The sequence below is a fragment of the Pseudomonas sp. P2S-1 genome (assembly GCF_057197725.1).
The window spans coordinates 6363375-6376195 of record NZ_CM170068.1; the positions used below are offsets into that span (position 1 = coordinate 6363375).

At 64.5% G+C, this 12821-nt stretch carries 9 protein-coding genes; all 9 read left to right on the top strand.

Annotation, left to right across the window (positions count from 1 at the left end; genetic code table 11):
• Positions 1-74 precede the first annotated feature (74 nt).
• The 9 genes from AC2CQI_RS28680 (at position 75) to AC2CQI_RS28720 (ending at position 12584) form a co-directional block, all read left to right on the top strand.
• On the top strand, positions 75-257 hold the full coding sequence (locus tag AC2CQI_RS28680; RefSeq protein ID WP_075802678.1) for a hypothetical protein: 183 nt from the start codon (positions 75-77) through the stop codon (positions 255-257).
• A 319-nt stretch (positions 258-576) separates the two neighbouring features.
• Entirely contained in the window at positions 577-1317 is a 741-nt protein-coding gene (locus AC2CQI_RS28685; RefSeq protein ID WP_484578592.1) for a flagellar basal body rod protein FlgF, read from the top strand.
• 46 nt (positions 1318-1363) lie between these two features.
• The gene (gene flgG / locus AC2CQI_RS28690; RefSeq protein ID WP_075802676.1) at positions 1364-2149 is read left to right on the top strand and encodes a flagellar basal-body rod protein FlgG; all 786 of its coding nucleotides are present in this window, start codon (positions 1364-1366) and stop codon (positions 2147-2149) included.
• Between the two features lie 54 nt (positions 2150-2203).
• The gene (gene flgH, locus AC2CQI_RS28695) at positions 2204-2899 is read left to right on the top strand and encodes a flagellar basal body L-ring protein FlgH (protein ID WP_484578593.1); all 696 of its coding nucleotides are present in this window, start codon (positions 2204-2206) and stop codon (positions 2897-2899) included.
• Positions 2900-2911: 12 nt separating this feature from the next.
• Positions 2912-4021: a flagellar basal body P-ring protein FlgI gene (locus AC2CQI_RS28700; RefSeq protein ID WP_075802674.1), complete on the top strand. Its 1110-nt coding sequence runs from the start codon at positions 2912-2914 to the stop codon at positions 4019-4021.
• 12 nt (positions 4022-4033) lie between these two features.
• Entirely contained in the window at positions 4034-5236 is a 1203-nt protein-coding gene (gene flgJ, locus AC2CQI_RS28705; protein WP_484578594.1) for a flagellar assembly peptidoglycan hydrolase FlgJ, read from the top strand.
• A 10-nt stretch (positions 5237-5246) separates the two neighbouring features.
• Positions 5247-7295 carry a flagellar hook-associated protein FlgK gene (flgK, locus tag AC2CQI_RS28710; protein WP_075802672.1) on the top strand — a complete coding sequence of 683 codons (2049 nt, stop codon included), beginning with the start codon at positions 5247-5249 and terminating at the stop codon, positions 7293-7295.
• A 14-nt stretch (positions 7296-7309) separates the two neighbouring features.
• Positions 7310-8881: a flagellar hook-associated protein 3 gene (locus AC2CQI_RS28715; protein ID WP_075802671.1), complete on the top strand. Its 1572-nt coding sequence runs from the start codon at positions 7310-7312 to the stop codon at positions 8879-8881.
• Between the two features lie 115 nt (positions 8882-8996).
• Positions 8997-12584 carry a glycosyltransferase gene (locus AC2CQI_RS28720; protein WP_484578595.1) on the top strand — a complete coding sequence of 1196 codons (3588 nt, stop codon included), beginning with the start codon at positions 8997-8999 and terminating at the stop codon, positions 12582-12584.
• Positions 12585-12821 lie beyond the last annotated feature (237 nt).

The window sequence follows — 12821 nt, forward strand, 5'->3', positions numbered from 1 at the left end:
TGCTGGCTGGATAGTGTGATCACGCGAGCCCCTTCCCGATCCGGGCGGGGGCTTGTGGTTTCAGCGAGGTGGAAATGAAGCGTTTTGTGCTGGCTGGAATGGTGTTCGTGCTGGCAAGCCAGGCGGTGGCGGCGATGGCGCCGTGGTACCGCTGGGAAAGCCAGGCCGACGGGCGCCTGGTCTGTTCCCAGCATGCGCCGGGTGAGGGCTGGCGACGGTTTGCCGGGCCGTTCAACAATGCCGGGTGCCGGCCTTGAGCCTTGCTGTGTTCTCTCGGGCCTCATCGCTGGCAAGCCAGCTCCCACAGGGATCGCGTGCACCGCCAAACCTGTGGGAGCTGGCTTGCCAGCGATAGGGCCCGAAAGAGCTATGCAAGGGGCGGGATCTTGCCGCCACCCGGCAAATCCACCGCCGATAATTTGTCTTTCCCCTACGCCATACCTCTTCGCAAAAGCAGTAAAGCCCCGAAAACACGGGCCTTTTCCCTCCTCCTCAGAATCTGGTTCGAAAATTGCTTCCATCGCACGACAGCAGCGGTGAACGGCAAGTGTTCGCCAGGCCCAGCGGAGGAAGACTGTGGACAAGATGCTTTACGTGGCCATGACCGGCGCCAGCCAGAACGCGCTGGCGCAGAAGGCCCATGCCAACAACCTGGCGAACATTTCCACCAGCGGTTTCCAGCGCGACCTGGAGCAGGCGCGTTCGATGCCGGTGTTCGGTGACAGCTTTCCGGCGCGGGCCTATGCCATGACCGAGCGTCCGGCTACCGATTTCAGCCCCGGTGCCCTGCAGGAAACCGGTCGCGACCTGGATATCGCCATCGGCGGCGACGGCTTCATTGCCGTGCAGGCGCCGGACGGCAGCGAAGCCTACGTGCGCACCGCCAGCCTGAACATCGACGCGCTCGGTGTCCTGCGCGCCGGCAACGGAATGCCGGTGATGGGCAACGGTGGTCCGATCGCCGTACCGCCGGAGCAGAAGGTCGAAGTCGGCCAGGACGGCACCATCAGCATTCGTGCGATGGGCGAAGGCCCGCGGGTGATGGCCGAGGTCGACCGGATCAAGCTGGTCAACCCCGACCTGAAGACCATGACCAAGGGCCTGGACGGGATGATCCACACCCGCAGCGGCCAGCCCGCCGATGCCGATGCCAACGTGCAGGTGGTGTCCGGTTTCCTCGAGGCCAGCAACGTCAACGCCGTGGAAGAAATGACCTCGGTGCTGGCCCTGGCCCGGCAGTTCGAATTGCACGTAAAGATGATGAACACGGCCAAGGAAGGCGATGAAGCCATGGCTCGGGTTTTGCAAATCAGCTAATTGACTTAGGCGTTGCGCCGTAAAACAGGCGTACGAGGAGAACAGCATGCTTCCGGCTCTTTGGGTCAGTAAAACCGGTCTGTCCGCCCAGGACACCAACCTGACCGTCATTTCCAACAACCTGGCCAACGTCTCGACCACCGGCTTCAAGCGTGATCGCGCCGAGTTCCAGGACCTGCTCTACCAGGTGAAACGCCAGCCCGGCGCCCAGTCGACCCAGGACAGCGAATTGCCGTCGGGTCTGCAGGTCGGTACCGGTGTGCGCATCGTCGGTACCCAGAAAAACTTCATGACCGGCAGCCTGCAGACCACCGAGAACCCGCTGGACCTCGCGGTCAACGGTCGTGGCTTCTTCCAGGTCCTGCAGCCGGACGGCACCGTCTCCTACACCCGTGACGGTACCTTCCACCTGAACTCCGACGGCCAGATCGTGACTGCCAACGGTTTCGCCCTGGAGCCGGCCATCGTCGTGCCGCCGGATGCGCAGACCTTCACCGTCGGCCAGGACGGCACCGTGTCGATCACCACCGCCGGCAACCCGGCCGCGCAGATCATCGGCAACATCCAGACCGCCGACTTCATCAACCCGGCCGGCCTGCAGGCCCAAGGCGGCAACCTGTTCCTGGAAACCGCCGCCAGCGGCGCGCCGCAGATCGGTACCCCGGGCCTCAACGGCTTCGGTACCACCATGCAGCAGACCCTGGAGAACTCCAACGTCAGCACCGTGGAAGAGCTGGTCAACATGATCACCACCCAGCGTGCCTACGAAATGAACTCCAAGGTGATTTCCACCGCCGACCAGATGCTCTCGTACGTTACCCAGAACCTGTAACTGACGTGATCAAGGTCGCTTCTTCGCTACCCGTTACACCGTGAGGTCAGAGTCATGAGCCGTTTGTTGTCCGTTGTCGCCCTGGGGGGGGTGGTGTTGCTGGCTGGTTGCGTCGCGCCGACGCCCAAGCCCAACGATCCGTATTACGCGCCAGTGTTGCCGCGTACGCCCCTGCCGGCGGCCGCCAACAACGGTTCGATCTACCAGGCCGGGTTCGACCAGAACCTGTACAGCGACCGCAAGGCGTTCCGGGTCGGTGACATCATCACCATCACCCTCAACGAGCGGACCCAGGCGAGCAAGAATGCCAACTCGCAGATCGACAAGGACAGCAACGCGAATATCGGCCTGACCTCGCTGTTCGGCTCCAGCCTGACCACCAACAACCCGATCGGCAGCAACGACCTCAGCCTCAGCGCCGGCTACAGTGGCGAGCGCGGCACCAAGGGCGACGCCAAGTCGGCGCAGAGCAACACCCTGACCGGCTCGATCACCGTGACCGTGGCCGACGTGCTGCCCAACGGCATCATCGCCGTGCGCGGCGAGAAGTGGATGACCCTGAATACCGGCGACGAGCTGGTGCGCATCGCCGGCCTGGTCCGTGCCGATGACATCAGCACCGACAACACCGTGCCGTCGACCCGGGTCGCCGATGCGCGCATCACCTATTCCGGAACCGGGGCCTTCGCCGATGCCAGCCAGCCCGGCTGGTTCGACCGCTTCTTCCTCAGTCCGCTGTTCCCGTTCTAGGTTCGGGTGACCATGCTCAAGTTCAAGCAGATCGTTGTCGCGACCCTTCTCCTGGGCGCGGCACTCAGTGCCCAGGCCGAACGCCTGAAGGACATCGCCAGCATTTCCGGCGTGCGTTCCAACCAGTTGATCGGCTACGGCCTGGTGGTGGGGCTCAACGGTACGGGTGACCAGACCACCCAGACTCCGTTCACCCTGCAGACCTTCAACAACATGCTCTCGCAGTTCGGCATCAAGGTGCCGGCGGGTTCGGGCAACGTGCAGCTGAAAAACGTCGCGGCGGTCTCGGTGCATGCCGACCTGCCAGCGTTCGCCAAGCCGGGCCAGGTGGTGGATATCACCGTCTCGTCCATCGGCAACTCGAAAAGCCTGCGCGGCGGCAGCCTGCTGATGACCCCGCTCAAGGGCATCGACGGCAACGTCTACGCCATCGCCCAGGGCAACCTGGTGGTGGGCGGCTTCGACGCCGAGGGGCGTGACGGTTCGAAGATCACCGTCAACGTTCCGTCGGCCGGGCGGATTCCCGGCGGTGCCTCGGTGGAGCGCGCCGTACCCAGCGGCTTCAACCAGGGCAACAGCCTGACCCTGAACCTCAACCGTCCGGACTTCACCACCGCCAAGCGTATCGTCGACAAGGTCAACGAGCTGCTCGGTCCGGGTGTTGCCCAGGCGGTGGACGGCGGTTCGGTGCGGGTCACCGCGCCGATGGATCCGGGCCAGCGCGTCGACTACCTGTCGATCCTCGAGAACCTCGAGATCGATCCGGGCCAGGCGGTGGCCAAGGTCATCATCAACTCGCGTACCGGGACCATCGTCATCGGTCAGAACGTCAAGGTTTCGCCGGCGGCAGTGACCCACGGCAGCCTGACCGTGACCATCACCGAAGACCCGATCGTCAGCCAGCCGGGCGCCTTCTCGGGCGGCCAGACCGCCGTGGTCCCGCGTTCCCGGGTCAACGCCCAGCAGGAAGCCAAGCCGATGTTCAAGTTCGGCCCGGGCACCACGCTTGACGAGATCGTCCGTGCCGTCAACCAGGTGGGCGCTGCGCCCAGCGACCTGATGGCGATCCTCGAAGCACTGAAGCAGGCCGGCGCGTTGCAAGCCGACCTCATCGTGATCTGAGGAAGGCCAGCCATGGATCTGCCGAAGAGCACCCAGTTCAGCGCCACCGACAGCGGTGCCTACACCGACCTCAATCGCCTCAACTCGCTGAAGGTCGGTGACCGCGACAGCGAGGCCAACCTGCGCAAGGTGGCCCAGGAATTCGAGTCGCTGTTCCTCAACGAAATGCTCAAGTCGGTGCGTTCGGCCACCGACGTGCTGGCCAAGGACAACCCGCTCAATACCGAGACCACCAAGCAGTACCAGTCGATGTACGACCAGCAACTGGCGGTGAGCCTGTCCCGCGAGGGTGGGGGTATCGGCCTGCAGGACGTGCTGATGCGCCAGTTGTCCAAGCAGAAATCCAGCACGCCGAACACCAGTCCGTTCCCACGCATCGACACCGAGCAGAAGGCCCTGTGGGCGAGCAAGGTCGCCGAGCCTGCGCGCAACGGCGAGTCCACCGCCAGCACGCGCAACGATGTCGCCGCACTGAACTCACGGCGCCTGGCCTTGCCGGGCAAGCTCACCGACCGCCTGCTGGCGGGCATCGTGCCGTCGGCCAACGCCAATGCCGCGACCACCAACACGGCCGCGATTCCGAGCCGTACCACGGCCATGACCGACGCTGTGGTGAAGGGCGACTGGGAGCCGGCGCAGAGCTTCGGCGCCGGCTCGTCCACGCGCATCTACGGCCGTGCCGTGGCCCAGCCACCGCTGGCCCCGGCGAAGAAAGCCTTCGACTCCAGCGACGACTTCGTCGCCACCATGCTGCCGATGGCCGAGCAGGCGGCCAGGCGGATCGGTATCGATCCGCGCTACCTGGTGGCCCAGGCCGCCCTGGAAACCGGCTGGGGCAAGTCGGTCATGCGCGCCTCCGACGGCAGCAGCAGCCACAACCTGTTCGGCATCAAGGCCACCGGCAACTGGGAAGGGGATTCGGCGCGGGCGATCACCAGCGAGTTCCGCGACGGCCAGTTCGTCAAGGAGACGGCAGCGTTCCGTTCCTACGATTCCTACCAGGACAGCTTCCACGACCTGGTCAGCCTGTTGCAGAACAACAGTCGCTATCAAGAAGCGGTGAAGTCTGCCGATAACCCGGAACAGTTTGTGCGAGAGCTGCAAAAAGCCGGGTACGCCACCGACCCGAACTACGCCAGCAAGATCTCGCAGATCGCAAAACAGATGAAGTCGTACGAAAGCTACGCGGCGATCAGCCCAACGACGAAACTATAAGGTTTGAACCATGGCCAGTTTGATCAGCATCGGGATGTCGGGACTTGGGGCCGCCCAGTCGGGCCTGCATACCACGGGTAACAACATTGCCAACGCCGATGTTGCCGGCTACTCGCGCCAGCAGAACGTCCAGACCACGGCCGGCTCGATCCGCTATGGCCAGGTGTTCATTGGCTCGGGTACCACCCTGGCCGACGTGCGCCGGGTGTACAACGCCTTCCTCGACAACCAGTTGCAGACCAGCACCTCGCTGAACAGCGATGCCGCGTCCTACCTGAGCCAGATCACCTCGGTGGACAACCTGCTGTCCGACGCCAACACCGGCGTCACCGGAGCCCTGAAGAACTTCTTCACGGCGTTGCAGGGCCTGTCCGCCAAGCCCAACGACGATGCCTCGCGCCAACTGCTGCTGACCAACGCCGAAGCCCTGGCCAACCGCTTCAACACCATCAGCGCGCAGTTCAAGGAACAGAACGCGAACATCAACGGCAACCTCAAGTCGATGAGCGAGCAGGTCAACAATCTGGCCAAGACCGTTGCCTCGTTGAACGAACAGATTGCCAAGGTCGGCGCGGTCAATGGCCAGCCCAACGACCTGATGGACCAGCGTGACGAAACCATCCGCCAGCTCAACGAGCTGGTCGGGGTGCAGACCACCAACCGCAACGGCAATATCGACGTGACCCTGGCCAACGGCCAGTCGCTGGTCCTTGGCACCAGCGTCAACGCCCTGAGCGTGGTGACCAGCACTACCGACCCGACCCAGGTGTCGATCAAGCTGGCCTACAACAACACCACCGTGGACGTGACCAACTCCCTCACCGGTGGCGAGATCGGCGGCCTGCTGCGCTATCGCAAGGAAACCCTGATCCCGGCGCAGAACGAGATCGGTCGCCTGGCCCTGGTCATGGCCGACAGGATGAATACCCAGCTGGCCCAGGGTATCGACAAGAACGGCGAGTTCGGCTCGGCCCTGTTCAACGATATCAACAGCGCCGCCGACATGGCCGGGCGCAGCCTGGCCATGGCCGGCAACAGCGCCGGTTCGGGCAACCTCAATGTGGTGATCAAGGACACCGGCCTGCTCAGCACCAGCGACTACCAGGTGACCTTCACCAGCGCCACCAGCTACACCGTGCGCAAGCTGCCGGACAACACCAGCATGGGCACCTTCGACCTGACTACCGACCCGGCCCCGGTGATCGACGGCTTCAGCCTCAATCTCAACGGCGGCGCGCTGAGTGCCGGTGACAGCTTCAAGATCACCCCGACCCGCAATGGCGCGGCCAAACTCGACGTGGTCATGACCGACTCGAAGAAACTGGCCATGGCCGCGCCGCTGACCGCCACCGCTGGCGGCAGCAACACCGGCACCGGCGTCATCACCCAGCCGGTGCTGACCTCGGTCCTCGACGTTGCCGACCCGGCCCAGCGCCTGGAACTGCAGAACGGCATCAAGTATTCGAGCCCGGTACGCCTGGTCTTCGGCGACAGCAGTGTCACCCCGCAGACCTACCAGGTGGTGGATTCCAAGGGTAACTCCATCGGCAACGGTACCTTCCTGCCGGGGCAGAGCAACAAGCTGCAGATCAATGTGCCGATGGTCGATGCCAGCGGCGCACCCGTGCTCGACGGCAACAATGTGCAGAAGACCTTCAGCTTCACCATGGAGGTCAGCGGCGCGCCGAAGACCAACGACAGCTTCAGCGTGGCCCTGACCGGCGCGGCGTCTTCGGATAACCGCAACGGCCTGAGCCTGCTGGAGCTGCAGAACAAGCAGACCGTCGACGTCGGCAGCGCCACCAAGGGCGTCAGCCTCACCGATGCCTACGGCAAGCTGGTGGAAAGCGTCGGTGCCAAGACCCAGCAGGCGCAAATGGACAGCGCGGCCACTTCGGCCATCCTGACCCAGGCCAAGGCTTCCCGCGATTCCCTGTCCGGTGTGCAGCTGGATGAAGAGGCCGCCAACCTGGTCAAGTACCAGCAGTACTACACGGCATCGTCGCAGATCATCAAGGCGGCGCAGCAAATGTTCGACACCTTGATCGGTTCACTTTAAAGGAGACGTAGACCGTGCGTATTTCCACTTCCCAGTACTACGAATCCAGTACCGCCAACTACTCGCGCAACTATTCCAACGTCGTCAAGACCGGCGAGGAAGCCAGCGACCTGATCCGCGTGCGCACCGCCGCCGACGATCCGGTGGGCGCGGCGCGCCTGTTGCAGCTCGAACACCAGAGCTCGCTGCTTGGCCAGTACGCGACCAACACCACCTCGGTGCGCAACAGCCTGAGCCAGGCCGAGACCACTCTGGGCTCGATCAACACCATTCTCCAGCGCGTCAACGAGCTGGCGCTGGCGGCCGGTAACGCCACCTACGGCGACACCGAGCGCAAGGCCACCGCCACCGAGCTGGGCAAGCTGGAAGAACAGCTGTTCAGCCTGATGAACACCCGCGACGAGAACGGCCAGTACCTGTTCTCCGGGTCCAAGGGCGAGACCCAGCCGTTCGTGCGCAATGGCGATGGCACCTACGCCTACCAGGGCGACAACACCCAGCTGCAACTGCAGGTCGGTGACATGCTGACCATGGCCAGCAACGACACCGGCTTCTCGACCTTCCAGCAGGCGATCAACACCAGTCGTACCCAGACCACCCTGACCGCCCCGGCCAATGCCGCCGACGTGCGCATGACCCTGTCCAATGGCCAGGTCTCGGCCAACACCGGGTACAACGACGCGTTCCGCGCCAACGAGCCGTACACCATCACCATGGTCAGCCCGACCCAGTTCTCGATCAAGGACGCGGCCGGCAACGACTACACCAGTGAAGCCACCGCCGCCGGGGTGATCGATCCGAACACCACCGGCAGCATCGCCGTGACCTTCCGTGGTGTCGACCTCAAGCTCAACGTCAACCTCAAGGATGGCGAGAGCACCGCGCTGCTGACCGGGCACAGCTTCACCCTGGCCTCCAAGCCTGACGAGGTCAACGGCACCCGCAGCCCGGGCAACACTTCCAGCACCCAGATCACCGGCACTTCGGTGGCTGACCCGGCGCTGTACGCCAAGGCCTTCCCGGAAAACGGCGCGGTTATCAAGTTCGGCACCGGCGGCGCCTACGCGCTGTATGCCCAGCCGATGAGCGCCGACAGCCGTCCGGTGGCCGAAGGTACCCTGGCCGCGGGGGCCACCAGCCTTACCGCGGCCGGCGTCACCTTCAACTTCAACGCCACCCCGAGTGACAGCGACCAGTACAGCGTCACGGTGAACAAGCACCAGACCCAGAACATCCTGGACACCGTCAGCCAGTTGCGCCAGGCCCTGTCGACACCCGTGGACGGCAACCCGGTGGCCCAGCAGCAGTTGCGCGCCAGCCTCGATTCGGCCCTCGCCAACATCACCAGTGGCCAGGACCAGCTGGGCTACACCGTCACCTCCATCGGTGCCCGGGGCAAGGCCCTGGACCTGCAGGAGCTGGCCAACGAAAGCCTGAGCATCGCCAACTCCAGCACCCAGTCGTCGATCCGGGACTCGGATCCGGCCGAGGTGATGACCCGCCTGACCCTGCAACAAACCATGCTCCAGGCCTCGCAGATGGCCTTCAGCCGGATCAGCCAGTTGAGCCTGTTCAACAGCCTGTAAACCTGCGCTGGCGCCGCGCACGCCCTGACGTGCGCGGCGCGGCACAGCCGCCATTCCCCACGTGCCAGGCTGTTCCGATCCAACCGAGGGCAGTCACTGGTCGAGAGTCTTGATCGTGAATCCAGCGCCCCTTGTCAGCCTCGTCCTCCTCGCCAACAACGCCCGTTATTTCCGGGCGGCCCTGGTCAGCGCCATGGCGCAGAACCACGACAACCTCGAAGTCATCGTCTGCGACGAAGGCAGTGACGACGAGATCAAGGCCATCGTCGACGAACTGGAGCCCCTGGCCCGTTGCCCGCTGTACTACCAGCGCAACCCGCAGCCCCTGGGCCTGCCACGCAACCTGCTGGCGGGGCTGGAGCTGGCGCGGGGCGAGTATGTGCAGTTCCTTTGCGATGACGACCGGCTGATGGCCGACTGCGTCAGCAGCGAGCTGCAACTGTTCCTCGCCAACGACGATGTGAGCCTGGTCACCACGCGCCGCAGTCTGCTCGACGGCGAGGATTTCTCCCTTTCCCAGCGCCTGGAAAACAGCTGGTTCACCCTGGGCGCCACGGTCTATCACGGCAATGACCTGCTGGACTTCTTCGAAAGCAACCCGCTGAATTTCATCGGCGGGTTCAGCAACACCCTGATGCGCGCCAACGACCTTGGCGAACTGCTGCCGGCGCTGGTCGAGGCGGGTTTCCATGGCCATATCCACTTCGCCCTGTTCGTCTGCCTGCTGCGGCGTGGCAACCTCGCGGTGACCGCCCAGGTCAACTGCATCGAGCGCATCCATCCGGACCAGTTGAGCCGCCAGGCCGATCTGCAAACGGCCCGTGCCACCGAAATGCAATGGCTGCGCAGCATGTTCGCCGCGCGTCCGCCAGCGACCGAGACCTTCTCCGGCTGGGTCAGGATCCATGTGCTGCCGGTGGACAGCCAGCGGGCCGAGCGGGTTTGGGAAAACCTGTACCTGGTCCATGTCCTGCGTAGCCTGCAGGCGATCCAGGAATCCCATGTCGGCAACAACAGCGATACTTTCGGCGAGTTGTACCAGGAATGGCTCGGTTGCCGTCAGGATCCGCTGGTACTGACGCGCCTGATGCGCCTCAGCGAGCACTGGCCATCGCGTCCGCGCATCGCCGTGGTGGTGCTCGACGCCGAGGGCGACAGCCAGGCACGCCAGCGCACCCTCGACAGCATTCAGCGTCAAAGCTATGGCGCCGCCAGTACCCTGTTGCTGGGCACCGGCCGGCTGCCGGCGGACCTCGACGAACGCCTGATCAGTCGCCAGCTCCACGACGACTGGGCGCAGCAGCTCAACGAACTGCTCCCCGAACTGGAGGGCATCGACTGGTTCTATCTGCTGCGGGCGGGTGATCGTCTCAGCGAGTTCAGCCTCATGCTGATGGCCGAGCGCATCGTGCGGATCGGCGATATCGCCTGCCTGTATGGTGACGAGGGCTGTCTGGATGATGAAGGGGTTTCCAGCGGGCCGGTGTTCAAGCCCGATTTCAACCTCGATCTGCAGCGCGCTTATCCGTTCACCGGTCGCGCTCTGGCCTTCTCCCGTGACCACTACCTGGCGGCGGGCGGTTTTGCTGGTGGTTACCAGGAGCTGGCGCCCCACGACCTGCTCTGGCGCCTGGTCGAAAGCCACGGTCCGCAGGTGATCGAGCATGTGCCCGAGGTGCTGGTGGAGTCGGCCTTCGGCTTCGCCGCATGGTTGTCCTCGCCGGCGGTGATTGCGGAAAACCCTCGGGTGCTGGACGCGCATCTGCGGCGCCTGGGCCGCGATTACCGCCTGGAGAACGAGGCGGGCAGTGCGATCAACCAGATTCGCTACCTGCACCCGACCCGGCCACTGGTGACTCTGGTCTTCAGCTTCCGCGACCAGGTCGCAGCGCTGGAACGCTGCCTGGAAAGCGTGTTTGGCAACACCGCGTACGCCAACTACGAGGTGCTGGTGATCGACAATGCCAGCCAGCGCGAGGAATCCCGTGCCTGGCTGGCGGCCATGGCGCAGATGGGCGCGCGCCTGCGGGTGTTGACGCTGGAAGCGCAAACCTCCTTCGCGGCCCAGCAGAACCTGGCTGCCCGGGAAGCTGCGGGCGACTACCTGCTGATGCTCGACGTCTTCACCGTGGTCACCGATGGAAACTGGCTGGACGAACTGCTTGCCCATGGCCAGCGCCCGGAGGTCGGCATGGTGGGCGGCGAACTGGTCAACGCCCACGGCCTGGTGGTCAATGCCGGCGGCATTCTCGGCCTGCGCGGCGCGGTCCATTCGCCGTTCATGGGCGAGCCGACCGAGGCCGGCGGCTATATGCAACGGTTGCAGGTGGCGCAGAGCTATTCCGCCTTGGGTGCCGACTGCCTGCTGGTGCGCAAGCAACTGTTCCTCGAACTGGGCGGGCTCGATGACGCCGCCTTCAGCATTGCGTTCAGCGATGTCGACCTGGGTCTGCGCATGCGTCAGGCCGGTTATCTCAGTGTCTGGACGCCCCGCGCGCGCCTGGTCCTGGACCGCCCGGCCGGGCCGGCCCCGGACGCGGAGGAGGAGGCGCAGCGCCAGGTGCAACTGGTCGAGCAGCACCAGGCCTTCCAGCAGGCGTGGATGCCGATGATTGCCCGCGACCCGGCGTACAACGTCAACCTGTCGCTGAAGGAATCGGCTTTCCGCCTGGAGCCGGGGCTCAGGGAGGGCTGGATGCCTTTCGTCGGCCGTTCGCTGCCGCATATCCTCGCCTTGCCGATGAACAAGACCGCGGTCGGGCATTACCGGGTGATCAAGCCGCTGACCGAGCTGGAAGCGGCGGGCTGGGTGACCCAGCACCAATACTTCGAGATCCCCAGCAACGTCGAACTGGCCCGCAGCGCGCCGGACGTGGCGATTCTGCAGGGGCGCTACACCGAAGGTTTCATCAAGGAAATCGAGCGCCTGAAGACCTACTCCAAGGGCTTCGTGATCTACGAGCTGGATGACTACGTGATCAAGGTGCCGAAGAAGAACGGCCACCTCAAGCACACCCCGCGCGATCTCGAAGGCTCGTTGCGTCGCGGTATCGCCCGTTGTGACCGTCTCGTCGTCTCGACCGAGCCACTGGCCGACGCCTTGAGCGATACCCACAAGGACATCCGCGTACTGCCCAACATGCTCGCCGAGGAGCTCTGGGTCGGGCGCCGTGCCCAGCGCCGCACGTCCAGCAAGCCGCGGGTCGGCTGGGGTGGCGGGACCAGCCACACCGGTGACCTGGAAGTGATTGCCGAGGTGATCAAGACCCTGGCCAACGAAGTGGAGTGGGTCTTTTTCGGCATGTGCCCGCCGGCGTTGCGTCCGTATATCCATGAGTTCCACGCGCCGGTGGGCCTGGGTGCCTATCCGGCCAAGCTGTCCAGCCTCAACCTGGACCTGGCGCTGGCGCCGCTGGAATTCCACATCTTCAACGACTGCAAGAGCAACCTGCGGCTGCTGGAGTATGGTGCCTGCGGCTATCCGGTGATCGTCACCGACACCGCGGCCTATCGGGGCTACCTGCCGTGTACCCGGGTCAAGAGCAACTCCACCGAGGAATGGCTGGAGGCGATCCGCATGCACCTGGCCGACCCCGAGGCCAGCTACCGCATGGGTGACCAGTTGCATGACGAGGTGATGCGCAACTATGTGTTGCGGCCGGAGCATGTGCAGGTCTGGTATGACGGCTGGATGCCGGGGTGATGGGGTGCTGTTGATGGCCTCATTGCCGTACTGAGCCGGTCACAGGATTTGCGCCCGACACGGACCTTGTGGGAGCTGGCTTGCCAGCGATTGGCCCGAGCGGGCACTTGCATTGCCTGTGCCGGCCTCATCGCCGGCAACGCCGGCTCCCACAGGTTCCTCAGTCGACCATAGTATTTGCGCCCGACACGGACCTTGTGGGAGCTGGCGTTGCCAGCGATTGGCCCGAGCGGGCAC